Here is a 23635-nt window from a genome sequence, read left to right as displayed (position 1 = left end):
GATGTGTGGGTGCAGTTGTAGCGGGGCGTCAAGGCGGATGTTTTCGGGCTTGTGGAATTCGCGTTCGCACCCCTGTGGATAACCCGCGTTTTCGCACGCAGATTCGCCGCAAGTTCGCGAGTTAAGCATCCGGCGATACCATCGGTTCCCGTGAGCAGGACCAAACGCAGCTTCGCAGTCACCAAGATTTCCGCCGACGGCACCCGCGACACCCGCGCGGGCCAGGTCGCGGTTGAAGAGCCGTTGGAGATCCGGGCCGGTGGCGTGAGCGTCGCAACGCTGATGCGCACCCCGGGCCACGACATCGAGCTCGCCCACGGCCTGCTGCTGGCGCGCGGGATGATCACGCGTGTCGAGGACGTGGTCACCGCCCGCTACTGCGAGGGCGCGATCGGCGGCGAAAATACCTACAACCTGCTGGATGTCCAGCTCGCGCGCCCCGCGTCCCCGCAATTTATCGACCCGATCCCCGGCGACGCGTGCGGCATCTCCGCCGAGCAGCGAGTGCGCGAGCTCGCCGCCAACCTCGACGTGCGCGACGAGTTCATGGAGCTCGAGCCGTCTGCAATATTCGCGCTGCCCGGGGTGTTGTCGCAGCACCGCACGCGCGACCTGCCCACGGCGGTCGCGGGCGATGCGGGGCGCCAGGACCTCGATCCGTTAAACGCCGTGCACAAGATTGCGGGGCACATGCTTCTCGACGCCCTCCCGTCCCCCACCCTCACCCTCGCAACCGATGCGCAGGTGGGCTTCGAAATCGTGCGCGCCGCCGCGGCCGCCGGGTTCGGCGTGGTGGCCACCACTGCCGGCGTGACGTCGATGGCCGTGGAGCTCGCCCGGGCCACCAACACTGTGCTCGTCGGCGAGGTGGGCGCCGAACGTTTCAGCGTCTACGCCGGGGCGTAAGGGGTTTAACCCGCGAACATCTGCGAGGCCTTCACCGCGGTCTCCCACAGCCCGTAGACGAGCAGCGCCGCGATAACCAGCGCGAGCACCGCAGCCACCAGGGCATGCACCGATCCGGCGCCGCTGCCGGATGCCGTCGTTGCGGACTCTCTCGCCGACGCGCGGTCCGCCTCCACCTTGGCCTGCACCGTTTCTGGGTCCTCGAACCACTTCTCCGCAACGGGTCTGACCAGCACGTTGGCCACGAGGCCCACGGCAAGAAGCACGCACATGATGTAGAGCGAGAGCTGGTAGAGCTCCGGTCCTGAGTTGCCGCGGCTGGCCTGGCGCTCCACCACCATATTGATGATCAGTGGGCCCGCCACGCCCGCCGCGGACCAGGCGGTAAGCAGCCGGCCGTGGATCGCGCCGACCTGGTACACGCCGAACAGGTCGCGCAGGTACGCCGGGATGGTGGCAAACCCACCGCCGTAGAAAGTGAGCAGGATCAGGGTGCTCACCACAAACAGCGCCAGGCTGGTGTGGCCGGCAGAAGCCACCACGAAGTAGAAAATCAGGCCGACGCCCAGGTAGACCATGTAAATGTTCTTACGGCCGATCACATCGGAGGCGGACGACCAGATGAAGCGACCGCCCATGTTGGCCAGCGACAGCAGGCCGACGAAGCCGGCGGCGGCCGCAGCGCTCAGCGCCGGGTAGTAGTCCTGCACCATCGGCGCGGCGTTTTCCAAGATGCCGATGCCGGCGGTGATGTTGCAGAACAGGATCACCCACAGGCACCAGAACTGCGGCGTGCGGACCGCGTTGTTCGCGCTGACGTTGGCTCCGACGATGGCGACCTTCGCCGGCTTCGCCTTGAGCTTCGGCGCACCCGACGGGGTCCAATCCGGGTGCGGCAGACGGATGCAGTACGCGCCCATCGCAATGACCAGCAAGTACACCAAGGCGAGGGTGATAAACGTCGGTTCGAGCCCGGCAGCGCGGTCGGCGATTTCGGCACCGCCGCCGAACGCCTCCATCAGCCGGTTCGACGCTGGCGAGGCGATCAACGCGCCGCCACCGAAGCCCATGATCGCCAGCCCCGTGGCCAGGCCCGGCCGGTCCGGGAACCACTTCATCAGCGTGGACACGGGAGAGATGTAGCCGATGCCCAGCCCAATGCCGCCGATGAACCCGTAGCCGAAGTACACCAGCCACAGGTTGCCGGTGCTGATGCCCAGCGTGGCCACCAGGAACCCGGTCACCCACAGCACCCCAGCGACGGACATGGAGGCACGCGGCCCGACCTTTTCCACCCACGAGCCGAACAGCGCAGACGAGGTGCCCAACATGCCGATCGCCAGCGAGAAGATCCACCCCACGGCGACTTCCCCCACCCCGAAGTGCTCCATCATCGGCTTTTTAAACACGGAGAAGCCGTACACCTGCCCGATGGAGAGGTGAATGGCCAGCGCTGCCGGGACAATGAGCCAGCGGTTGAATTCCTTGGGCGCGATAATCGCACCCCGGGAGAAGAATGACATGAACGCTTCCTGCCGTCTCACCTGCATAATTTACGAAGCGCATAATATCTCGCAGGCCGGCAGAAATAGAAAGCTTCTATTCATCTAGGGTGGGCCGCACAGCACGAGGAGGTCGACGGCCGATGTTCTACGACGAAGCACTCCAACACACCGGATCCACAACTGCCTCAGCGCTCGGCGCCCTGCAAACCGCGAAGGCATTCCTCCACGGCTACGCCCGACCTTGCACGGCGAGGTGGCCGGAAGTCGCCGAGATCATCAACAGCATCGAGTTCGATGCATCAACGAGGGACTTTTCGCTTAGCGACGACGCACGTGCCCGGATGGACACCTGCTACGACCAGCTCGACCACGCAGCTGACGATGCATGGCCCGAAGACCCGGACCCGGCCGACACCATCGCCATGAATGCGCTGGATGCCGTCGCGGACCTCACAACGAACAGGGTGAAGTACTGGGAACAGTTGGGGGTCGCACTGTCGCTCGACAAGGACGACTACCTCCGATTCATCCGCTCGCTCGCCGCGGCACGCAGCCGGGTCACCGGCGAAACGCTCCACTTCGCTGAGATAGACGACGTGGGCAACGTGTTCGTCTTCGAAGACTTCCTCCCACCGGCGCTCGCGGAGGACGGGCCGTCGATAGGCGCGCGCATGCTCGAACACGCGGGCGTCGATAGGCACAGCGTCACCGTTGCCAACGAACCTGGATTGGTGTCGATTGTTGGCCCCGTTCAGACAGTGCGGAAGATCTACGACGCAAACGTGCAAGCCGAAGCCGCTGCGGCAACCGCACGCACCACTTCCCCCGCCCGGCCGGCAGAGGACCGCGCGGGGTACGAGCCGCTCGTCGACTTCACCACGGACTGCCCGGTGGAGTTCGAGGATGTGCTGGGCCAGATGGGCGATCCCGAGCCGACCCCCATCACCGACCGCATGAACTGGGACGAGTTCCTCGGAAAGGCATATCAGGCGCCCCTGCCGCTGGACGGGCAATCGTTTGCTGCCAGGGCCACCGAGAAGGACGGGGTGGTGACCGAGCTTGAGATCAGCCCGCACAACAACGCTAGTTTCCTGGGCATCCCGTTCCACATCCCAACCTCGAGGTTCACGGAGAAGCTCGATGCCCTCGGCATCCCCTGGGCCGACGACGGGCGTGTAGGGATCGTCCTTTACGAGCACTGGGTCACCCTGTACAACCACGGCGACCGGATTGAAGCCATCCTTTGGCACAACCCGGAAACCCTCTCCGATGTAGAGCTGCTCGACCTCGCGTTCCCGCCCGACTCCACCCGTAAACCTCGTTAGTCGCACCTCGTTTTTGCCCCGAGCTACGCCCCCCCCCGCAAACCAGACCTCAAGCCGCGGGGGCCAGCAAAACCCCTGGTCGCACGCCAGCCCGAGGTCTGGTTCGAGCCTGAGGTCTGGTTTACCCCCCACACACGCAAAACGCCCCCGGTCCAGAAAGAACCGGGGGCGCAAAGCAGCCAAACAGCCAAGCGAGCGAACGCTTACGCGCGCTTCATCTTGCCGTCCTTGTCAGCGAACGGGAAGCCGAGGTGCGTCAGCAGGGCGCGACCCTCGTCGTCGTTCGTGGCAGTGGTGACGAGCGTGATGTCCATGCCGCGGACGCGATCGATCTTGTCGATGTCGATCTCGTAGAACATGGTCTGCTCGGACAGGCCGAAGGTGTAGTTACCATTGCCGTCGAACTGCTTGTCGTTCAGGCCGCGGAAGTCGCGGATACGCGGCAGAGCCACGGTCAGCAGACGGTCCAGGAACTCCCACATGCGGTCGCCGCGGAGGGTGACCTTCGCGCCGATCGGCATGCCTTCGCGGAGCTTGAAGTTAGCGATGGACTTCTTCGCGCGACGCAGCTGCGGCTTCTGGCCGGTGATCGCGGTGAGGTCCTCGAGCGCGCCGTTGATGACCTTGGAGTCGCGGGCGGCATCGCCGACACCCATGTTCACGACGATCTTGGTCAGGCCCGGGATCTGCATGACGTTGTCGTAAGAGAACTCGTCATTGAGCTTGGTGCGGATCTCGTCCTGGTAACGCGTCTTCAGGCGGGGGGTGTAGTTCTGAATGCTCTCAGTCATTAGATGTCCTTCCCGTTCGACTTGGCTACGCGGATCTTCTTGCCGTCCTCGTCGAAGCGGTAGCCGACGCGGGTCGGCTTGCCGTCGGAGTCCAGGATCATCACGTTGGACACGTGGATCGGGGCTTCCTGGGTGACAATGCCGCCGGACTCGGCGCCGCGCTCGGTGTAGGAGTTGGCGACGTGCTTCTTGATGCGGTTCACGCCCTCAACCAGGACCTTGTCACGCTGCGGGTACGCCTCGATGACGCGGCCCTGAGCGCCCTTGTCCTTGCCGGCGATGACCTGGACCATATCGCCCTTCTTGATCTTCATAAGTTAGATCACCTCCGGTGCGAGAGACACGATCTTCATGAAGCGCTTGTCGCGCAGCTCACGAGCGACCGGGCCGAAGATGCGGGTGCCGCGCGGCTCGGTGTCGTTCTTGATGATGACGGCAGCGTTCTCGTCGAAGGAGATGTAGGAGCCGTCCGGACGACGGGTTTCCTTCTTCGCGCGGACGATGACAGCCTTGACGACCTCACCCTCCTTGACGTTGCCGCCCGGGGCAGCTTCCTTCACGGTGGCGACAATCGTGTCGCCGATGCCGGCGAAGCGTCGAACAGAACCGCCGAGAACGTTGATGCACAGAATCTCGCGTGCACCAGTGTTGTCGGCGACCTTCAGACGCGATTCTTGCTGAATCACAGTTGGTCTCCTGACCTGGATCAATGTGCGCCAGATTTCCGTCCTGCACGCACGTGGTCAATGTTTGCGGTGCCCATTGCTTATCGACGAACCACCACGTGGTCGAAGGGTCTCGGATGCGCAGCTCGGAAACGCGCGTTGCACCCGACCAGCAGTAGACAACTGGAGTATTCAACCACGAGCTGGGCCGATTCCCCAAATCCGCGCGCGGGCAGCTTCCTGCGCCGCTCGCGTCGCTGTCCGGGAGTCTTACTTCTGCCTGTGAATCTAGACACACGAAACGCAACAAGCACCAACACGGCAGGTCAGCGGCTTCCCGGCGGTATCGCCAAGTTTCGCCATAAGGTATGACCTCTTGTACGTTAAATCCCGTGAGTTTTTACGAAGCCGCCCCTACGGCGATTAAGAACAAGGTTGACCTCTTTTCCGAAGAGCCCGCCCGGTTTGCCACCCGTGCAGTACTGGCGGGCGTGTATCTGGGGATCATGACGGCGTTCGCCGCCTCCACTGCCCAGCTGACGGACACGTACGCCCCGGGGTGGGGCAAGTACGCGTTCGGCGGCATCTTCGCCTCCACGCTGTACATCATCATCGTGCTGCAAGGCGAACTCGCCACAGGCGACATGATGTTCATGACCTATGGCGCGATCCACAAAAAGAACACTGTGGTCAGGGGTCTGTTGCTGGTCCTGTTCGTCACCATCTTCAATCTCATCGGTGCAGTGGTGATCGCATGGCTGATTTCCCGCACCACCATGGGCCAGCTTGTGGAAGTGGACGGGTTCCTCCACGACTTGCTGGTGGCCAAGCTGCAAAAGTCCAGTTCAACACTTTTTGTCGAAGCAATCCTGGCCAACGTCGTGGTCAACATCGCCTTCATGCTGGCAACCCAGGCGGGCAAAGACTACAGCGCGAAGCTGTGGGGCGTCATCCTGATCATCCCGTCGTTTGCGACCATGAGCTACGAGCACTCCATCGCGAACTTCATCCTCACCAGCCTGGGCGGCTTCACGCTCGGCCCGGATGTGATCGAGGGCTTCACCAACTGGAACGTGATCCGCAACTGGGTCGTCGTGTGGCTGGGCAACTTCGTCGGCGGCGGCTTCATGATGGGCGGGCTCTACGGCTGGCTCAACCTGACCAAGACGGACTACAAGGACTAGTTCCGCGCCGTCTGCCAGAATGGGACGGGTGAATACACCTGTTTCCCACTCGGCTCCAGATGTCCTTCAGGCCGTGCGCGGCGTGCGCGATGCGGTGGCGGACACGGCACTGCCTGTCGATGTCGCTTCCGAAGCCCGCGCCATAGTCAATCAGCTCGACGACTATGTGCTGCCGCGCCTGGCCAACCTCGACGCACCCCTGCTCGCCGTCATCGGCGGCTCCACCGGCTCCGGCAAGTCCACCATTGTCAACGCGCTGCTGCGCGAGCGGGTGTCTAACCCGGGCGTGATCCGCCCCACCACCCGTCAGCCGGTGCTGGTGGCCAACCCGGGCGACGCGGACTGGTTCAACTCCCCGCAGGTGCTGCCCGGCCTGGCCCGCTCGCACGGCGCGGGCGACGAGCGCTCCACCACCCTGCGTGTCGTGGACACGCCCCGCATCCCGGAGGGCTTGGCGCTTCTCGACGCCCCCGATTTCGACTCCATCGACGACCAGAACCGGGCCCTGGCGTCCCAGCTCCTCGCCGCCGCGGACCTGTGGATCTTCGTCACCACCCCGGCGCGCTACGCGGACCAGCTGGTGTGGAACTTCCTCAAGGACGCCGCCGGCCGCGGCATCGAGGTCGTGGTGGTGCTCAACCGCCTCGACGACAAGGCCGCGGAGACGGTGCCAGACGACTTGCGCCACATGATGAACGACGCGGGACTTTCCAAGGCCACCGTATTTACCGTCCCGTTTGTGGCGGACCTTGGCGGCGAGCAGTCCGGCGAATTCCTGGGCGAGGAGCTGGTCGCACCGCTTCGCGAGTACCTGACCACGCTCGCGGACGACACCGCCGCCCGGCGCGATGTGGCCGGCAAGACCGTCGCGGGTGCGGTGGAATCGGCGCTTACCCGCGTGGATGCCCTGGTGGGCCGCCGCGAGCGCCAGGAAAACTTTGCCAACCAGCTCGACGAGTCGATCCACGAGTTCTACACCGCCGCGAACCGGCATGTCATCGACGCCACCTCCGACGGCAAGTTGCTGCGCTCCGAGGTGATGGACCGTTGGCAGGACGTCGTCGGCACCTCGGACGTGTTCCGCGGTTTCGAGCGTTGGTTCTCCAGCGCCGTGGACAAGGTGGGCAGCTTCTTCACCGGCCAGCCCGCGCCGCTTCGCGAGGTAGAGACCGAGATCGAGTCCGGCCTGCACGCCGTGATCGTGGATGCGGCCGAGACCGCCGCGTCGCGCGCGTGGTCCCACACCGGTTCGGTGGCCCCGGAGCTGCGCGCGAACGCGGATCCGGCGCTCGCCCGCGCCAGCGCGGACATCTCCGACAAGGCCGCGCAGCTGGTGCGCGACTGGCAAAAGGACATGGTGCAGCACATCCAGGACACCGCCGGCGACAAGCGCCAGCGCGCCCGCCTCATGTCGTTCGGTCTGAACGTGGCCACCGTGGCGCTGATGCTGGTGGTCTTCGCCTCCACGGCGGGCATTACCGGCGGCGAGGTGGCCATCGCGGGCGGATCCGCCGTGGTAGGCCAGAAACTGCTTGAGACGATATTCGGCGAGGACACGGTGCGCCGCATGGTCGTCCAGGCCCGGGAGGACTTGAACCAGCGCCTGGGCGAGCTGTTCGCCGCGGAGCGCGACCGCTACCACGTATTGACGGACCCGCTGCTCGAGGGCGCGACCGCCGAGCAGGTGCGGGAAGCTTCCGCGGAGGCGAAGCGCGCTGTGGACGTGAGGCTCCTTGGGCACGTCGATAGGCAAGAGGCCCCGCAGCTTCCCGCAAAGCAGGAGGATGTGGAGGAAAGCTTCGAGCGCGGCACGCTGCGCGGGCTGTTCGACCAGCTGCGCGGCAACTTTGGCAAGGGGGACGGCAATGTTTAGGAAGAAAGCTGGCCTGACCGAGCGGCTGGAGGCGCTGGATCAGGCCGCGCAGATCGGCGCACCGTACCTCTCGCCGGGCAACCGCGAGGGCCTCGAGCGCGTGGCGAAAGCCGGCGCGGAACGCCGCGCGCTGTCCGGCGACCACACCGTGGTGGGCTTTTTCGGCGCCACCGGCTCCGGCAAGACCTCGCTGTTCAACGCTGTTGTTGGCGAGGACCTGGGCAAGGCCGCCGCGCGCCGCCCCACCACCTCCTCGCCGCTGGCCGCCATCTGGGAGCCGGACGGCTCCGAGGAGCTGCTGGACTGGCTGGGCGTGGAGGACCGCCGCGCCCGCCAGGGCGAGTTCGCCCGCGGCGCTGGCCCGCTGATCCTGTTAGATCTGCCCGATTTCGACTCGGTGGAGGCGTCCAACCGCGCCATCGCGGAGCGCCTTGCCGGCCAGGTGGACGTGCTGGTGTGGGTCTCCGACCCGGAGAAATACGCGGATTCCGTCATCCACGACCAGTTCATCCGCCCGCACGCCAACCACTCCGCCGTGACGTTGGCGGTGCTGAACAAGTCCGACCTGCTCGCCGCGGGAGATGTCGGCACCGTCGCGGACTCGTACGCGGGGCTTTTGCGTGACGACGGCCTCACCAACGTCCAGGTCGTCCCCACCTCCACCCTGACGGGCGACGGCATCGACGACCTGCGCGCCGCGATCGCGAAGGTGGCCAAGGCGCACACGGCGCAGACCGCCCGCATCGAGGCGGACATCCGCTCGGTCGCCGAGGGGTATGCCGGGGTGAGGGGCGCCGGAGGCGTCGCAAAGAATGCGAAGCGCGACATGGACGCCGTACTGGCGCAAGCCGCCGGCGCGGACCGCATCGCGGAGACCACCGCCGCGGCTTACCGCAAGCGGCTGCGCGAGCGCACCGGGTGGCTGCTGACCTCCTGGATCACCCGCTTCAAACCCGACCCGCTGCGCCGGCTGGGACTGCGCGAAGCATCCGACGAGATCGGGGTGCACCGCAGCTCAATGCCGGAGCTCGACGCCGCGTCGAAGGCCGTGGCCAACCGGGGCGTGCGCGACTACGCGGGCGCCGTCGCCGACGGGCTGCCGCACGAGTGGTCCGCCGCCGTGGCCGACCGCGCCGAGGAGGTCTCCGCCGGCCTGCCCGCGGAGCTGGACCGCGCCGTGGCCCGCACCACGCTGCCCGCGGAGCCGTCCAAGGGCTGGTCGCTGCTCACCGTGATCCAGTGGCTGGCGCTGCTGGCCGCCCTGGTGGGTGTGCTGTGGTACCTGCTGGTCGCGTTCGTGCCGGGCGTGCTCACTCCCCTGCTCGGCGGCGACCTCGTGCCCGACGTGGAAGGCTGGCCAATCCCGACGCTGCTGATCATGGCAGGGCTGCTCACCGGCCTGGTCATCGGCCTGGTCTCCGCGGTGTTCGGCGGGATGCTTGGCTCCGGGGTCAAGCGGCGCACCCGCTCGGCGGTGCAGAAACAGGTCGCCGAGGTCTCCCAGACCGCGGTGGTGGAGCCGCTGCTGGCTATTCGGGAGGACTACTCCCGCTTCGCCGAGCGCATCGCAGTGGCCGCGGGCTAGTTTCCCGGTACGGTCGGCGAATATGGCACGAATTCCCAGAGTCTTGTCCATCGCCGGCACCGACCCCACCGGCGGCGCCGGCATCCAGGCCGACCTGAAATCCATCGCGGCCGCCGGCGGCTACGGCATGTGCGTGACCACCGCGCTGGTGGCCCAAAACACCCAGGGTGTGCGAGAGATCCACACTCCCCCGCAGTCGTTTCTGCGCGCGCAGCTCGACGCGGTGTTCGACGACGTCGAAGTGGACGCCGTGAAGATCGGCATGCTCGGCGACGTTGAAACCACCCGCACTGTGGCCGACTACCTCGCCGCCCACCCGGTGCCGGTCGTGGTGGTGGACCCGGTGATGGTGGCCACCTCCGGCGACCGCCTGCTTTCTGCCGACGCGGAGGAGGCCCTGCGCCAGCTAGTCCGCGACCACGCCACGGTGGTCACCCCGAACCTGCCGGAGCTGGCGGTGCTCACCGGCCAGCCCGAGCCGGAATCGTTTGAGGCGGCGGTGGCCCTAGGACGCGCCTACGCCAACGACGCGGGCGTCAGCGTGCTGGTCAAAGGCGGCCACCTCAGAGGCGACCGCGCCTCCAACGCGCTCGTCACCCCGGGCGGTGAGGCCCACGTCGCCGAGGTGCCGCGCGTGGACACCAAAAACACCCACGGCACCGGCTGCTCGCTCTCCGCGGCGTTGGCCACGCGCATGGTGCTCACCGACGCCAACGCCGCGGCCACCTGGGCCTCCGAGTGGCTCCACGAGGCCATCGCCCACGCCGACGAGCTCAACGTCGGCCGCGGGAACGGCCCCGTGCACCACTTCCACCGCCTCTACCGGCTGGCGGGCGGGGTGTGAGCCTCGGCCGCAGCCGGCTTCGGCTCCACGGAGAACAGCTTGTCGCCGGCGCTGACGCTGCCGGGCAGCAGCAGGCCCGGCAGGACCTCGCCGACCTTCTTCATGTTGGACACCACTACCGGGGTGGTTACCTCGTAGCCAGCGGCCTCGATGCCCTCGATGTCGAAGGTGGCTAGCAGATCGCCCGCGCGCACCTTATCGCCCTTCTTCACCTGCGGGGTGAAGTGCTCGCCCTTGAGGTTCACGGTGTCGAAGCCGATGTGCATCAGCACGTCCACAGGCTTGCCGTCGGAGCCGGTGCCGCGCACCGCGTAAGCGTGGGCGGACGGGAAGGTGACCACCACTTTGCCGTCGAGGGGCGAGCGCAGCTCCCCCACCGTCGGGCGGATTGCCACGCCCTCGCCGAGTTTGGCCTGGGCGAACATCGGGTCGGAGACGTCCGCAAGCGGCAGCGCCTCGCCGGTGAGCGGGGCCGCGATCGGCAGCGCGTCCGCCGATGCCTCGCGCAGCGTCGCCGCCGCGGCCGCGTCGGCCCGCGAATCCTCCGGGGCGTCCGGGTCGATGGTTCCCTGCTTGCGCACCAGGTAGAGGCCGTAACCGTACGCGGCCGCGAACGCGATGACGAACGTGACGGCTGCCAGCGCCAGGAACGTGGGCATATCGCCGGGGCGCATGGACACAACTCCGATGAAGCCGGCGGCACCGAGGGCGGTGGCCTTGACGTCGAAAAGCGCAATGAGCATCGCACCAATGGCCGCCGCGCCCATGCCGATGTAGAACGGCCAGCGCAGACGCAGGTTCACGCCGAAGATCGCCGGTTCTGTGATGCCGAAGACCGCCGAGACGCCCGAGGATCCCGCCAGGCCCTTGAGCTTGGCGTTGCGCGCCAGGAAGTACACGGCCAGCGCCACCGCGCCCTGCGCGATGTTGGCCATGGACGCCGTGGGGAAGATAAACGAGCCGCCCGTGTTGAACAGCTCCAGCTCGATCGGTGGGAAGGACTGGTGCAGGCCAGTGATCACGATCGGCGAGTACACCAGGCCGAACAGGAACCCGCCAACCGGGCCGCCGAGGTCGTACAGGTCGGCCAGGCCGTGGATGAGCAGGTCGCCCAGCCAGCGCACGAACGGGCCGACCGCGATGAACGTGATGAACCCGGTGATCAACAGCGTGGCCAGCGGGGTGATCAAGAAGTCAGCGGTGCCCTTCAGACGGCGGTGGAACCACTTCTCAATCGTGGCAAGGATCCACGCGACCACCAGCACCGGAAGCACCGCGCCCTGGTAGCCGCCCTGCGCCACCGGGAAGCCGAACAGGTCCCAGTACGGCATGGTGCCGTCCGCCATGGACGTGGCCACGTCGTAGCCGTTGACCAGCGCCGGGTGCACCATCGCCATGCCCATGCCGGCGCCTAAGTACTCGTTGCCGCCGAAGCGCTTCGTCGCGGAGAAGCCCACCAGCACCGGCAGGAAGGCGAACGGCGCGGACGACAGGACGTTGATGATCTCCGTCAGCCCCTGGATCTGCGGGAACATCCCCACCAGGGATTCGTCGCCGAACAGCCCCTCTGCGGTGAGCACGTTGTTCAGCGCCATGAGCAGGCCGCCGCCGACCAGGATCGGAATCAGCGGCACGAAGATGTCGGAGAAGACCTTGATAAAGCGGGTGAACCAGTTGCCCTGGTTCGCCGCCACGCTTTTCAGCTCCTCGGTGGAAACCGCAATGCTTCTCGACGTCATCCCGTCCATCGCCGCAAACACCCTGTCCACGTCGCCAGGGCCGACAATGATCTGGTACATCCCGCCGGTTTCGAACACGCCCTTGAGGTCTGGGTCGTTTTCCAGCGCGGCGGTGTCCGCCAGCGAAGAATCCTTCAGCACCATCCGCAGGCGCGTGGCGCAGTGCGCCGCGCCGACGATGTTGTCCTCGCCGCCCACGGCGGACAGCACTCGGCTGGCCACGTCCTTGTGTTGCACGGTTGTTCCTTCCTATTGAGGTGTCAGCGCCGACCACTGCGCCCCACCGGGAGCAAAGACGGCAAAAGAAAACGCGACTTCCCCGTCGCCCGCGGTGCACTCCACCGCCGCGCCGTCCGCAGTAAGCACCAGCTCACCCGCGGCGCACTCGGCCCACCGGATGCGTCCTGCCACGTCGACGAACACTGTTCCGCGCCCGTGGCCGTCCGGCTGCCAGGTCACGGTGGCGCCGACGTGTTCCCCCTCGGCGACGAGGTCCGCCGACCACGCACGGTCGCCCAGTACAACCCGCTCGAGCAGCATGTCGTGGGCGTCCGGGATCTGCAGGGCGGTGGCCAGGTGGCCGTCGATAAGCGAAAGCTCCCTGACCAGCGTGAGCTGATGCACCCACCCCTCCGCGGGGAAGGTGGGGGTGTCGTCGCGCGCGGGCAGCCCCATCCAGCCGAGCATGAGCGCGCCGCCGTCGTTGTCGCTGATGAGCTGCGGCGCGTAGAACTCCGAGCCGTAATCCAGCGGGGTGAAATCCCGCTCGACCTCGAACCGCAGGCCTTCAAGCTTGCCGACGACGTACCCGCACTCGTCCGAATCCGGAAACTGCGGGCAAAACACGAACACGTCGCGCGTCTCGCCCGTGGCCTGATCGTGCATCCGCAGCAGGTTTGGACACTCCCACATGTAGGCCGAGGCGACGTTGTAGTTCAGGCCCGCGAACTCGATCTCGCCGGCGAATTGCCACCTGTCCAGGTCGTCGGAGGTGTAGAGCACAGCGGCGCCGGTGCCGTTTTCGCGCTGGGCGCCAAGCACCATCCGCCACGTGCCGTCCGGCGCCTGGGTGACGTGCGGGTCGCGGTAGTGCGCGGTGTAGCCGTCCGCGGGGCCATCGATCGCGGGATTGGTGCCGCGGCGGCGGTAGGTTCCGCCCATCGGGCCCTCGATGCCGCCCACGTCCACGATGTTCTGGCTGGTCAGCCGCTTTCCGTCGCGTTTGACGTTGCCGGTGTAAAACAGGCGAATCTGGCCGTCGTGCACCACGCCAGAGCCGGAGTAGCAGCCGTTCTCGTCGTACGACACGCCCGGGTAGAGCGCGTCCGGGAAGTGCCGCCACACGCCTGAGCCCAACGTGGTCACGGCATGCCCCCAGCCGGTGCGTTTGGGCTGGGCGGGAAAGGACGGGTCGTGCTGGTAGAACACATGCAGCTCATCGCCGAGCAACATCATCCCGTTAGGGTCGTTGAGCCTGCCCTGAGGCGCGGTGAGGTGGTGTTTCGGCCGGTACAACATGTGTTTATTCTATGACGCATGATCACCGTGTACGGCGAAGCCCTGGTCGACCTCGTGCCGTCCGCCCCCGGCCCGCTCGCGCCGCTCACCCCGGCGCTCGGCGGCGGCCCGTTCAACGTGGCCCGCGCGCTCGGGCGCTTCGGCTCTCCTGTGGCGTTCCAGTCGCGCCTCTCATCCGACGCGTACGGCGCGGCGCTGCGGCAATCACTCATCGACGAAGGCGTCGACCTCTCGAAATGCCCCAGCGGCAGCGAGCCCACCACCCTCGCAGTGACCGCATTGCGTGACGACGGCTCCGCCTCCTACACCTTCTACGTCAACGGCACCGCGGACCGGCTCGCCCAACCGGTGCCGGTGGAGAGCGGCTACGCAGTGTTCGGCACGTTGTCCCTGGCCCTGGAACCCGGCTCGCTGCGCTACGCAGAGGCCGCGCGAGTCAGCGCCGACAACGGCGCGATCGTGTGCCTGGATCCCAACCTACGGCCCGCGTTTTCCTCGGAGAAACACCGCCTGTTCCTGCGCGGTCTCTTGGAATCGGTCACGGTGTTGAAGCTTTCCGACGAGGAAGTCGAATTCCTCGGCGACACCTCACACGTGCCCGTCGTGGTGACCACCCTCGGCGGCGAAGGCATCCGTGTCCGTGCACCGTTCGGTGTTTGCGAAGTGCAGGCCCCCACCGTGGAGGTCGCGGACACCATCGGCGCCGGCGACACCATCATGGCCGCGCTGGTGCACCAGTTCGACGCCCGCGGCCTCGACCGCTCCGCACTCTTGGCGCTGGGCGAAGGCGAGTGGCGCGAGATCCTGGACTTCGCCGCCCGCGCCGCCGCCATCACCGTTTCCCGCACTGGCGCCGACACCCCGTACTTGCACGAGCTGGCGTAGGCGCGGATCTGCGCGGGTCTGTGGGGTTCCGGTCTGGCATCGTCTTCTCACCCCCGGCGCGCGGATCTGCTAGTTCCCCGCCCCGCCCTCTTCCAGGTAACTAGCAGATCACGCTCTTACCGACAACGCCTTTCAACATCACCTGCATAAACAAAAACTTGGACAGTTGATCTGCTAGTGCCGTCCAAAGCGGAACTAGCAGATCCGCAGGGTTCCGCTTCTACTCCTGAACAGGTAAAATGCTGCACCATGACCGACCCGCGCAGTGAAGACCAAAAGGTTGCCGCCGTGAACGCTTCCATGGTCATGGCGGGGCAACCCCTATCAGCCGAAGACGAAGCGCTGCTAAGACGGCAATTCCGTAGCGAGGTCTCCGCCGACGAGGCAGTATTGCTTGTCTTGGAGCGCGAGGGGCTGGGCGATTCGCCACGCGCACACGAACTGCGCCGACGTATCGCCGGCGTGGCCTAAGCATCGTGGCCCGACAGAGCCGGGAAGCACCCGATAACCTGTTTGGGATTTCAGATCCCGCGCAGCTAGAACGCATCGCTGGGAGCCTTGCTACGCAACGGTTGGGTGAGCTCGAGCTCGGCCCTCCCCTCACCGAGTTCACCCGCGAATCACTCCTGCGCACCCACCACTACCTGATGCAAGACATCTACCCGTGGGCCGGCGAGATCCGCACCGAGGAGGTCGGCGCAATGGGAATGGCCATGTGCCGGGCGCAGTACGTCGACACTGAGCTTGACCGGGTCATGAGCCGCATCGCGAAGTTGCCGCCTTCGTCGTCAGAAATCGAGTCTGCGGTGCGGACCGTCGCAGATCACTGGAGCGAGCTCACAATCGTGCACCCGTTCCGCGACGGCAACTCCCGCACACAGCGGTACTTCTTCGATCAGATGCTGCGCGCTGCAGGTTGGGCGGTGGACTGGACGCGTATCGACGCCACCCAGGCACACGCTGCCCGATACGTCGGCGCTGCAACTGCCGATCCCTCTTTTCTCGCTCAAGTACTGCGCCCTGGCGTGTTCGCCCCGACAGATCTCCCCGACGGCAGTGGCGCGCTCAGCGAGACGCAGGGCCAAAGAGCAGGCGCAGCTGAGGTCTTCCACCGGATGATGGAGTTCCGCCGCGCGCACCCCGGCGCGGCGTGGTCTCCCGAATCCCACTGAGGCCCGGATCGTCTAGCGGCTCGCTACCGCTGCTATACGATCACGCTGCTAACGACAACTATTTCCAACATCACCTGGGCAAACGCCGCGCCCAACAAATGATCGTCTAGCACTCCTCTATGCGCTGCTAGACGATCCGCGAAACCGGCACAAGAACGGCGCCGGGCCCAGACGAAACCGCCCGAGCCCGACGCCAGGAAAGCGCGGCAAACCCTACTCCACCGTCACGGACTTAGCCAGGTTGCGCGGCTGGTCCACGTTCAGGCCGCGGGCCTCCGCCACGGAGGAGGCGAAGATCTGCAGCGGGATGGTGGACAACAGCGGCTGCATCAGGCCGGCGGACTGCGGGATGCGGATGATGTGGTCTGCGTATGCCTCCACGTCCGTGTCGCCGTCTTCCGCGATCACGATGGTCACCGCACCGCGGGCGCGGACCTCCTGGATGTTGGAGACGACCTTGGCGTGCAGGTTATTGCGGGAGCGCTTGGACGGCACGATGATGAACACCGGCTGGCCTTCCTCCACGAGCGCGATCGGGCCATGCTTGAGCTCGCCAGCGGCGAAGCCCTCGGAGTGCAAGTATGCCACCTCCTTGAGCTTCAGCGCGCCTTCGAGAGCGACTGGAAAGCCGACGTGGCGGCCTAGGAACAGCACGGACTTCGCGTCCGACATGTCCTGGCCCAGCTGCTTGACCTGGCCTTCGTTGTCCAGCACCTGCTGGATCTTGTCCGGCATTTCCTGCAGCTCGTCCACGATCTGGCGGATCTCGTCGGCGTACTTGTTGCCGCGCACCTGTGCCAGGTACAGGGCGAGCAGGTAGGCGGCCACGATCTGGGAGATGAACGCCTTCGTCGACGCCACGGCGATCTCCGGGCCGGCGTAGGTGTACAGCGACGCGTCTGCCTCGCGCGGGATGGAGGAGCCGACGGTGTTGCAGATGGCAATCACCTTCGCGCCCTGCTCGCGGGCGTGGCGCACGGCCATGAGCGTGTCCATGGTTTCACCGGACTGGGACACGGCGACCACGAGGGTGCGTTCGTTGACGATCGGGTCGCGGTAGCGGAACTCGTGGGCGAGCTCCACCTCCGTCGGGATGCGGCACCAGTGCTCGATGGCGTAGCGCGCCACCTGGCCCGCGTAGGAGGCGGTGCCGCAGGCCACGATGATGATTTTGTTGATGGAGCGCAGCACGGATTCGTCGATGCGCAGCTCGTCGAGGATGAGCTTGCCCTGTTCGTCGAAGCGTCCGTAGAGGGTGTCGCGGACGGCGGTGGGCTGGTCGTGGATCTCCTTTTCCATGAAGGAGTTGAAGCCGCCCTTTTCCGCGGCGGTGACGTCCCATTCAACGGTGAACGGCTTGGCTTCGGCGGGGTTGCCGTCGAAGTCGCAGACCTCGTAGCCCTCGGCGGTCAGGGTGACAATCTGGCCGTTGTCCATCTCCACGGCGTCGCGGGTGAATTCGATGAAGCCGGCGACGTCGGAGCTGAGGAAGTTTTCGTTCTCGCCGACGCCGATGACCAGCGGGGAGTTCCAGCGCGCTGCGACGATGCGGTCCGGGTGGTCTGCGTGGATCGCCAGCAGGGTGAAGGCGCCTTCGAGGCGCTGCGCGGTCAGCTGCATCGCGCGGGTGAGGTCGCCGTCTGCTTCCTTGTCGTAGATGTCCAGCAGCAGGGTGCCAGCGACCTCGGTGTCGGTCTCGGAGACGAAGCGGTAGCCCTTATCGACGAGCTCCGCCTTCAACGCCGAAAAGTTCTCGATGATGCCGTTGTGGACCACAGCCATGCGGCCGTCGCCGACGACGTGCGGGTGGGCGTTCGCGTCGGTCGGTCCGCCATGGGTTGCCCAGCGGGTGTGCCCGATGCCGAGCTTGGAAGCCGCAATGGGGTTGTCCGAGATTTCGGCTTCCAGGTCTGCAACTTTGCCGGCCTTCTTGCGGCACTCGATGACGCCGTTGTTGGCAACCGCGACACCGGCGGAGTCGTATCCGCGGTATTCGAGGCGGCGCAGTCCCTCGACAATGACATTTTTCGCGTCGCGCTCAGCGGTGCCGGCGCCTACGTATCCAACGATTCCACACATGGGGAAAAATTTTACTCCAGTTTAGTTGTCTGTAGAAAGTGGAAAACCCGCCACGGGCCACGAGTGTGGACAACGGCGGGTTCGAGCAAACGGCATCTAGCGTTTAGGCCTTCTCCATGCCGATCTTCTGGCCGTCGGTGCGGAACACCTGTGCCACGGCCGGGCGCGGAACGGAGTTGCCGCCGTCGGGCCAGTGGGACGCGGGCTTTTCAAAGGTGGCGTCGTCCTCCTCGCCTGGGTGCTGGACGTTGACCAGGACCAGCTCGTCGGTGACGATCGGGCCACAGGTCTCAGCGGCGTACGGCACGGTGAGGAAGCAGAGCACCTGGCCGCGGTTCTCACCCTCGAGGCCGACGGCGTACAGGCCGTCGTTAGTGCCGAGCGCGTTGCCGTCGGTGGAGATCCACAGGTTGCCGTGGGAGTCGAACGCGACGTTGTCCGGGCAGGAAATCGGGGACACTTGCTCCTTGGGGAAGCCGCCGAAGTAGGTCGACGCGGCGTTCGGGTCGCCGCAGACGAGCAGCAGGTTCCACTTGAACTCGGTGCCTGCGTAGTCGTCCTCGATCTCCATGACCAGGCCGTTCTTGTTCTCGCGGATCGGCGCGTACTCGGTGACGTCTTCCTTGCTCTTCTTGGCGTTCTCGCCGGTGGCGCCGCGGTAGCTGTTGTTGGTCAGCGCGACGTAGAGCTTGCCGTTGACCGGGTTGACCTCGAAGTCCTCCGGGCGGTCCATCTTCGTGGCGCCGACCTCGTCTGCGGCGAGGCGGGTGTAGATGGCCACCTCTTCGCCGGTGAAGCCGTCCACGTGGGACTCGGCGGTGCCGTCGGCATGGGCGGTCAGCAGCGGGATCCACTTGCCGGTGCCGTCAAAGTCGCCGTCCTTGGGCAGGTCGCCGTCGCCGGTGATCTCGCCGGCCTCGGAGTTACCTTCGAGGTTGGCGACGTAGAGGGTGCCCTCGTCGAGGATTGCCATGTTGTGGGCGATGTCGCCCTCCTTGACCTTCTTGGAGGAGACGAACTTGTAGATGTACTCGAAGCGCGCGTCGTCGCCGGAGTAGCACACCACGGTGCCGTCCTCGGTGACGTGGACGTTGCCGGCCTCGTGCTTGAAACGGCCCAGGGCGGTGTGCTTGACCGGGACGGACTCCGGATCGTACGGGTTGATCTCAACCAGGTAGCCGAAGCGGTTAAACTCGTTCGGCTCCTTCGCCAGGTCGAAGCGGTCGTGCAGGCGCTCCCACTTGCGCTGCGACGCGTTCTCGGACACGCCGAAGCGCTTCACGTCCGCGGCCGGGCGCTCACCGGTGACGGCGGCGGCGTTGGCCCAGTACTGGTCGATGTTCTCCTCGCCAGAAAGGAAGGTGCCCCACGGGGTCACACCGCCGGAGCAGTTGTTGAAGGTGCCGAAGACCGTGGTGCCGGTCGGATCGGCGGAGGTCTTGAGCAGGTCGTGGCCGGCAGCCGGCCCGACGATCTTGAACTCGGTCTCCCCGGTGATGCGGCGGTTCAGCGGGCCGAACTCGCGCTTGAGCTCACCGGTCTTGGGGTCCTTGGACACCTCGAGGACGGTGTGGCCGTGGCTGACAATGCCGATATTGATCTGCTCGTCCGTCGGGTTCTCCGGATCGTAGTTCGGCAGCATCTGCGGCTCGGTGGAGTACTCGTGGGAGCAGACGTAAACCATGCGGTTCTTGTCGGTGGGGTGCTCCATCAGACCCGCAAAGTCGTTGTTGAAGCCGAACTGGCGGGCTGCAGCTGCGGCGGTCTGGTTGTTCGGGTCGAACTCAGGCGCGTCCTCGTACACCGGGTCGCCCCAGGCGATCAACACAGAGGTGTCGTAGCCCGCCGGGACGACAACCTCGTCCTTCTCGTTCGGCTGCACGCCGTCGAAACGCATGCCAGCAGCCGGCTTGATCTCAGCCTTCGCAACCTCGGTGCTGGTGGAGGTGGCCGTCGCGGATTCGGTGGTTTCCGCCACATCCTCGTCGACGCCGCAGGCGGCGAGCAGTGCGCCGCCGCCGAGGGTCACGGTGCCAGCACCGAATGCCTTCAGCACGCCGCGGCGGGACATCAGGTCGCCGAAGTACGGGTTGTCGGAATCGTTGGTGCAATCGCCAGCACACGCGTTGCCGCACTTGTAGGTACAGGTCAAAGACGAGCGCTTGGACTGGAACAGCAGGTTAATACCCTTGATAGGCATGAGTTCTCCCGGGAAACGTAAACAGAGTTTGGCCTGGAAGAAGTTACTCAACACGAGTAAAAGAGCGCCGAAATCCGGGTGAACAGTTGTCAAACACACGAAAAACCCGCCCAACACGAGGTTGGACGGGTACGACGTCGAAAAGCTAGGTGCTCTTAGCGAGCCTTCTCGATGATGTCGACGAGACGGAAGTGCTTGTCCTTGGACAGCGGACGCGTCTCCTCGATGAGGACGAGGTCGCCGATACCGGCGGTGTTCTCCTCGTCGTGTGCCTTCACGCGGGTGGTGGTACGCACGATCTTGCCGTACAGGGCGTGGGACTTGCGGTCCTCAACCTCGACGACGATCGTCTTGTCCATCTTGTCGGACACAACGTAGCCACGACGACGCTTCTGCACTGCCTTGACCTTGGTGTTCTCAGTCACGTTTGCCTCACTCATGGTTATGCCTCAGCTCCCGTGGACTCCGGGACAACGGACAGGCCGAGCTCGCGCTCGCGCAGCACCGTGTAGATGCGAGCGATGTCGCGCTTCACGGTGGAGATGCGGCGGTTGTTGGTGAGCTGGCCGGTCGCGAGCTGGAAGCGCAGGTTGAACAGCTCTTCCTTCGCCTCAGTCAGACGGGTGCGCAGCTCATCGTCGTTGAGCTCGCGGAACTCAGATGCGGGGGTACCGGTTGCCATTAGAACTGGTCCTCCTTCTTAATCACGCGGACCTTGCACGGCAGCTTCGCGCCAGCGCGGCGCAGAGCCTCGATTGCAGTCTCCTCGTTCGGGTAGGACATTTCGAAAAGAATGCGGCCAGGCTTGACGTTGGCCACCCACTTCTCCACCGGGCCCTTACCGGAACCCATACGCACGCCGAGCGGCTTCTGGGTCAACGGACGATCCGGGAAGATGTTGATCCACACCTTGCCACCACGCTTGACGTGGCGGTTGATGGCGATACGTGCGGACTCGATCTGGCGGTTGGTGATGTACGCCGGCTCGAGCGCCTGCAGGCCGTAGTCGCCGAAGGTGATCTTGTTGCCGCCCTTGGACACGCCCGTGCGGTGCGGACGGTGCTGACGGCGGTACTTCACGCGCTTAGGGATGAGCATGAATTAGCCCTCCTTCTTCTGCTCTGCACGCTGGCGACGCTGGCCGCCGCGGCGCGGGCGACGGTCGCCACGGCCACCGCGCTCGTTCTTCGGAGCGTTGAGCTCGGACTCGCGGACACCGCCCACGACGTCGCCCTTGTAGATCCACACCTTGACGCCGATGACGCCAAAGGTGGTGTGTGCTTCTGCCGTGCCGTAATCGATCTCTGCACGCAGGGTGTGCAGCGGAACGCGACCCTCGTGGTAGCGCTCGACACGGGACATTTCCGCGCCGCCGAGACGGCCGGACGTCATAACCTTGATGCCCTTGACCTGCGGGTTGCGCATCGCGGACTGGATGGCCTTACGCATGGCGCGACGGAACGCGACACGGTTTACCAGCTGCTCAGCGATGGACTGTGCAACCAGGGTTGCGTCGGCATCGATGTTCTTGACCTCGATGATGTTCAGCGCGACCATCTTGCCGGTGAGCTTCTCCAGCTCGCGACGGATGCGGTCTGCCTCAGCGCCGCGGCGGCCGATGACGATGCCCGGACGAGCGGTGTGGATGTCCACACGCACGCGGTCGCGGGTGCGCTCGATGACGATGTCGGAGATGCCGGCGCGCTCGAGGTTCTTCTCGAGGTACTCGCGGACCTTGATGTCCTCCGCAACGTAGTCAGCGTAGTTCTTGTCGGCGTACCAGTGGGACTTCCAGTCGGAAGTGATACCCAGGCGCAGGCCGTGCGGGTGAATCTTCTGGCCCATTACTTGGCCCCTTCCTTGGACTCGACAACAACGGTGATGTGGGAGGTGCGCTTCCGGATCTGGAAGGCGCGGCCCTGGGCGCGCGGCTGGTAGCGGCGCATGGTCGGGCCCTCGTTTGCGTAGCACTCGGAGATGACGAGCGTGCGCGGGTCCAGGCCGAAGTTGTTCTCAGCGTTGGCCGCTGCGGAGGCGACAACCTTCGCAACGTCCTTGGCAGCACCCTGCGGTGCGTACTTCAGGATCGCGAGGGCCTCGGCAACGTCCTTGCCGCGGACGAGTGCCAGCACGCGGCGGGCCTTCATCGGCGAGACGCGGACAAACTTGGCCGTCGCGGATGCAGTGGTGATGGTGTCAGCCATTGCTTATCGACGTCCCTTCTGTTCCTTGACGTGACCCTTGAAGGTCTTGGTCGGTGCAAACTCGCCGAGCTTGTGGCCGACCATGGACTCGTCGACGAACACCGGCACGTGCTTGCGGCCGTCGTGGACGGCGAAGGTGTGACCGATGAAATCGGGGAGAATGGTCGAACGGCGCGACCAGGTCTTGATGACCTGCTTGGTGCCAGCCTCGTTCTGAGCGTCCACCTTGTTGAGGAGGTGCTCGTCGACGAACGGGCCTTTCTTCAGGCTACGTGGCATGTCTGTTTACCTCCTCTTAGCGCTTCTTCGAGCGGCGGCGCCGCACGATCATGTTGTTGGAATAACGGTTCGGGTTGCGGGTGCGGCCTTCCTTCTGGCCCCACGGCGACACCGGGTGGCGGCCACCCGAGGTCTTGCCCTCGCCACCACCGTGCGGGTGGTCGACCGGGTTCATGACCACACCACGCACGGTCGGGCGCCAGCCCTTCCAGCGCATGCGGCCGGCCTTGCCCCAGCGGATGTTGATCTGGTCGGCGTTGCCGACCTCACCGATGGTGGCGCGGCAGCGGATGTCCACGCGACGGATCTCGGAAGACGGCATACGCAGGACTGCGTAGTTGCCTTCCTTACCCAGCAGCTGGATGGACGCACCGGCGGAGCGGGCGAGCTTGGCACCAGCACCCGGCTTGAGCTCCACAGCGTGGATGGTCGTACCGGTCGGGATGTTGCGCAGCGGCAGGTTGTTGCCGACCTTGATGTCGGCGTTCGGACCAGCCTCGACGACGGTGCCCTGGGTCAGGCCCTTCGGCGCGATGATGTAGCGCTTCTCGCCGTCGTAGTAGTGCAGCAGCGCAATGTTTGCGGTGCGGTTCGGGTCGTACTCGATGTGAGCGACCTTTGCCAGCACGCCGTCCTTGTCGGAGCGGCGGAAGTCGATCACGCGGTAACGGCGCTTGTGGCCGCCGCCGCGGTGACGGGTGGTGATGTGGCCGTGAGAGTTACGGCCACCCTTCTTCGGGAGCGGGCGCAGCAGCGACTTTTCCGGGGTCGAGCGAGTGATCTCCTCGAACGCGGAAACGGAGCTGGCACGGCGACCCGGAGTTGTCGGCTTGTACTTGCGAATAGCCATAATGGTTCCTTTTCTATCGTCCTCTTCGCTG

The 23635-nt window shown here is 65.6% G+C and carries 23 protein-coding genes and 1 pseudogene; 9 read left to right on the top strand and 15 right to left on the bottom strand.

Features of this window, described 5'->3' with window-relative positions:
- Positions 1 to 150: 150 nt before the first annotated feature.
- Positions 151 to 906: a formate dehydrogenase accessory sulfurtransferase FdhD gene (locus MHY23_RS04290; RefSeq protein WP_239306550.1), complete on the top strand. Its 756-nt coding sequence runs from the start codon at positions 151 to 153 to the stop codon at positions 904 to 906.
- A 5-nt stretch (positions 907 to 911) separates the two neighbouring features.
- Here MHY23_RS04290 and MHY23_RS04285 read toward each other — a convergent pair whose 3' ends face one another.
- Positions 912 to 2429, bottom strand: a complete 1518-nt coding sequence (locus tag MHY23_RS04285; protein ID WP_239306549.1) for an OFA family MFS transporter — start codon at positions 2427 to 2429, stop codon at positions 912 to 914.
- Between the two features lie 122 nt (positions 2430 to 2551).
- Between MHY23_RS04285 and MHY23_RS04280 the strand changes: the two genes are divergently transcribed.
- Complete coding sequence (locus MHY23_RS04280) at positions 2552 to 3736, top strand: hypothetical protein (RefSeq protein ID WP_239306548.1); 1185 nt, start codon at positions 2552 to 2554, stop codon at positions 3734 to 3736.
- 203 nt (positions 3737 to 3939) lie between these two features.
- Here the strand turns inward: MHY23_RS04280 and rplE are convergent, their stop codons facing one another.
- From rplE to rplN, 3 genes are read right to left on the bottom strand one after another with little or no spacing between them, the layout of a single operon-like run.
- The gene (gene rplE, locus MHY23_RS04275; RefSeq protein ID WP_070474983.1) at positions 3940 to 4527 is read right to left on the bottom strand and encodes a 50S ribosomal protein L5; all 588 of its coding nucleotides are present in this window, start codon (positions 4525 to 4527) and stop codon (positions 3940 to 3942) included.
- On the bottom strand, positions 4527 to 4841 hold the full coding sequence (rplX, locus tag MHY23_RS04270) for a 50S ribosomal protein L24 (RefSeq protein ID WP_181889810.1): 315 nt from the start codon (positions 4839 to 4841) through the stop codon (positions 4527 to 4529). Before rplX ends, rplE begins: the two co-directional genes overlap by 1 nt.
- A gap of 3 nt (positions 4842 to 4844) precedes the next feature.
- The gene (gene rplN, locus MHY23_RS04265; protein WP_038609661.1) at positions 4845 to 5213 is read right to left on the bottom strand and encodes a 50S ribosomal protein L14; all 369 of its coding nucleotides are present in this window, start codon (positions 5211 to 5213) and stop codon (positions 4845 to 4847) included.
- Between the two features lie 371 nt (positions 5214 to 5584).
- Here rplN and MHY23_RS04260 point away from each other — a divergent pair, with 371 nt between their 5' ends.
- The 4 genes and pseudogenes from MHY23_RS04260 to thiD form a co-directional block, all read left to right on the top strand.
- The gene (locus MHY23_RS04260) at positions 5585 to 6376 is read left to right on the top strand and encodes a formate/nitrite transporter family protein (RefSeq protein WP_181889808.1); all 792 of its coding nucleotides are present in this window, start codon (positions 5585 to 5587) and stop codon (positions 6374 to 6376) included.
- Positions 6377 to 6404: 28 nt separating this feature from the next.
- Complete coding sequence (locus MHY23_RS04255; RefSeq protein ID WP_239306547.1) at positions 6405 to 8249, top strand: GTPase domain-containing protein; 1845 nt, start codon at positions 6405 to 6407, stop codon at positions 8247 to 8249.
- A complete protein-coding gene (locus MHY23_RS04250) occupies positions 8242 to 9834 on the top strand; it encodes a GTPase (protein WP_239306546.1) in 1593 nt (530 codons plus the stop codon). The genes MHY23_RS04255 and MHY23_RS04250 overlap by 8 nt, the downstream gene beginning before the upstream one ends.
- A 22-nt stretch (positions 9835 to 9856) precedes the next feature.
- Positions 9857 to 10666: pseudogene (gene thiD, locus MHY23_RS04245) on the top strand (bifunctional hydroxymethylpyrimidine kinase/phosphomethylpyrimidine kinase); the annotation flags it as partial.
- Here the strand turns inward: thiD and MHY23_RS04240 are convergent.
- Together MHY23_RS04240 and MHY23_RS04235 are read right to left on the bottom strand one after the other, a co-directional pair.
- Entirely contained in the window at positions 10654 to 12654 is a 2001-nt protein-coding gene (locus MHY23_RS04240) for a sucrose-specific PTS transporter subunit IIBC (RefSeq protein ID WP_239306545.1), read from the bottom strand. The pseudogene thiD and the gene MHY23_RS04240 sit on opposite strands and share 13 nt — an antisense overlap.
- Positions 12655 to 12666: 12 nt before the next feature.
- Positions 12667 to 13935, bottom strand: coding sequence for a glycoside hydrolase family 32 protein (locus MHY23_RS04235; protein ID WP_239306544.1), 1269 nt, complete (start codon positions 13933 to 13935; stop codon positions 12667 to 12669).
- 18 nt (positions 13936 to 13953) lie between these two features.
- On the opposite strand from MHY23_RS04235, the gene MHY23_RS04230 reads away from it, so the two are divergent.
- From MHY23_RS04230 to MHY23_RS04220, 3 genes are all read left to right on the top strand, one after another.
- Entirely contained in the window at positions 13954 to 14820 is an 867-nt protein-coding gene (locus MHY23_RS04230; protein WP_239306543.1) for a carbohydrate kinase, read from the top strand.
- A gap of 249 nt (positions 14821 to 15069) precedes the next feature.
- Positions 15070 to 15291: an antitoxin VbhA family protein gene (locus tag MHY23_RS04225; protein WP_181889801.1), complete on the top strand. Its 222-nt coding sequence runs from the start codon at positions 15070 to 15072 to the stop codon at positions 15289 to 15291.
- Positions 15292 to 15392: 101 nt separating this feature from the next.
- Positions 15393 to 15992, top strand: coding sequence for a Fic family protein (locus MHY23_RS04220; RefSeq protein ID WP_239306542.1), 600 nt, complete (start codon positions 15393 to 15395; stop codon positions 15990 to 15992).
- 213 nt (positions 15993 to 16205) lie between these two features.
- Here the strand turns inward: MHY23_RS04220 and glmS are convergent, their stop codons facing one another.
- The 9 genes from glmS to rplB all read right to left on the bottom strand — a co-directional run bounded on the left by glmS (position 16206) and on the right by rplB (position 23604).
- Positions 16206 to 18071, bottom strand: coding sequence for a glutamine--fructose-6-phosphate transaminase (isomerizing) (gene glmS / locus MHY23_RS04215; RefSeq protein ID WP_181889800.1), 1866 nt, complete (start codon positions 18069 to 18071; stop codon positions 16206 to 16208).
- A gap of 103 nt (positions 18072 to 18174) precedes the next feature.
- Entirely contained in the window at positions 18175 to 20271 is a 2097-nt protein-coding gene (locus tag MHY23_RS04210) for a PhoX family phosphatase (RefSeq protein ID WP_239306541.1), read from the bottom strand.
- 155 nt (positions 20272 to 20426) lie between these two features.
- Entirely contained in the window at positions 20427 to 20711 is a 285-nt protein-coding gene (gene rpsQ / locus MHY23_RS04205; RefSeq protein ID WP_181889797.1) for a 30S ribosomal protein S17, read from the bottom strand.
- 2 nt (positions 20712 to 20713) lie between these two features.
- Positions 20714 to 20953 carry a 50S ribosomal protein L29 gene (rpmC, locus tag MHY23_RS04200; RefSeq protein WP_085956803.1) on the bottom strand — a complete coding sequence of 80 codons (240 nt, stop codon included), beginning with the start codon at positions 20951 to 20953 and terminating at the stop codon, positions 20714 to 20716.
- Complete coding sequence (gene rplP, locus MHY23_RS04195) at positions 20953 to 21369, bottom strand: 50S ribosomal protein L16 (RefSeq protein ID WP_181889796.1); 417 nt, start codon at positions 21367 to 21369, stop codon at positions 20953 to 20955. The genes rpmC and rplP overlap by 1 nt, the downstream gene beginning before the upstream one ends.
- Before the next feature lie 3 nt (positions 21370 to 21372).
- On the bottom strand, positions 21373 to 22116 hold the full coding sequence (gene rpsC, locus MHY23_RS04190; RefSeq protein WP_181889795.1) for a 30S ribosomal protein S3: 744 nt from the start codon (positions 22114 to 22116) through the stop codon (positions 21373 to 21375).
- Entirely contained in the window at positions 22116 to 22475 is a 360-nt protein-coding gene (gene rplV, locus MHY23_RS04185) for a 50S ribosomal protein L22 (protein ID WP_070475001.1), read from the bottom strand. Before rplV ends, rpsC begins: the two co-directional genes overlap by 1 nt.
- Positions 22476 to 22478: 3 nt before the next feature.
- Positions 22479 to 22754 carry a 30S ribosomal protein S19 gene (gene rpsS / locus MHY23_RS04180; RefSeq protein ID WP_018017481.1) on the bottom strand — a complete coding sequence of 92 codons (276 nt, stop codon included), beginning with the start codon at positions 22752 to 22754 and terminating at the stop codon, positions 22479 to 22481.
- A gap of 16 nt (positions 22755 to 22770) precedes the next feature.
- A complete protein-coding gene (gene rplB, locus MHY23_RS04175) occupies positions 22771 to 23604 on the bottom strand; it encodes a 50S ribosomal protein L2 (RefSeq protein ID WP_181889794.1) in 834 nt (277 codons plus the stop codon).
- Between the last annotated feature and the right edge of the window lie 31 nt (positions 23605 to 23635).

The organism is Corynebacterium sp. ACRQP (assembly GCF_022345915.1).
Taxonomy (GTDB): Bacteria; Actinomycetota; Actinomycetes; order Mycobacteriales; family Mycobacteriaceae; genus Corynebacterium; species Corynebacterium lehmanniae.
Note: the sequence above shows the minus strand (reverse complement) of the source record. Positions and strands in the feature narration are given on the sequence as shown.

Bases quoted from the DNA above. Each gene is read 5' to 3' on its own strand.
- MHY23_RS04225 (WP_181889801.1), top strand. From the start codon at position 15,070: ATGACCGACCCGCGCAGTGAAGACCAAAAGGTTGCCGCCGTGAACGCT.
- MHY23_RS04285 (WP_239306549.1), bottom strand. From the start codon at position 2,429: ATGTCATTCTTCTCCCGGGGTGCGATTATCGCGCCCAAGGAATTCAAC.
- MHY23_RS04210 (WP_239306541.1), bottom strand. From the start codon at position 20,271: ATGCCTATCAAGGGTATTAACCTGCTGTTCCAGTCCAAGCGCTCGTCT.
- rpmC (WP_085956803.1), bottom strand. From the start codon at position 20,953: ATGGCAACCGGTACCCCCGCATCTGAGTTCCGCGAGCTCAACGACGAT.
- rplE (WP_070474983.1), bottom strand. From the start codon at position 4,527: ATGACTGAGAGCATTCAGAACTACACCCCCCGCCTGAAGACGCGTTAC.
- rplX (WP_181889810.1), bottom strand. From the start codon at position 4,841: ATGAAGATCAAGAAGGGCGATATGGTCCAGGTCATCGCCGGCAAGGAC.
- MHY23_RS04230 (WP_239306543.1), top strand. From the start codon at position 13,954: ATGATCACCGTGTACGGCGAAGCCCTGGTCGACCTCGTGCCGTCCGCC.
- glmS (WP_181889800.1), bottom strand. From the start codon at position 18,071: ATGTGTGGAATCGTTGGATACGTAGGCGCCGGCACCGCTGAGCGCGAC.
- rplB (WP_181889794.1), bottom strand. From the start codon at position 23,604: ATGGCTATTCGCAAGTACAAGCCGACAACTCCGGGTCGCCGTGCCAGC.
- rpsS (WP_018017481.1), bottom strand. From the start codon at position 22,754: ATGCCACGTAGCCTGAAGAAAGGCCCGTTCGTCGACGAGCACCTCCTC.
- MHY23_RS04250 (WP_239306546.1), top strand. From the start codon at position 8,242: ATGTTTAGGAAGAAAGCTGGCCTGACCGAGCGGCTGGAGGCGCTGGAT.
- rpsQ (WP_181889797.1), bottom strand. From the start codon at position 20,711: ATGAGTGAGGCAAACGTGACTGAGAACACCAAGGTCAAGGCAGTGCAG.
- rplV (WP_070475001.1), bottom strand. From the start codon at position 22,475: ATGGCTGACACCATCACCACTGCATCCGCGACGGCCAAGTTTGTCCGC.
- MHY23_RS04280 (WP_239306548.1), top strand. From the start codon at position 2,552: ATGTTCTACGACGAAGCACTCCAACACACCGGATCCACAACTGCCTCA.
- rpsC (WP_181889795.1), bottom strand. From the start codon at position 22,116: ATGGGCCAGAAGATTCACCCGCACGGCCTGCGCCTGGGTATCACTTCC.
- rplP (WP_181889796.1), bottom strand. From the start codon at position 21,369: ATGCTCATCCCTAAGCGCGTGAAGTACCGCCGTCAGCACCGTCCGCAC.
- MHY23_RS04235 (WP_239306544.1), bottom strand. From the start codon at position 13,935: ATGTTGTACCGGCCGAAACACCACCTCACCGCGCCTCAGGGCAGGCTC.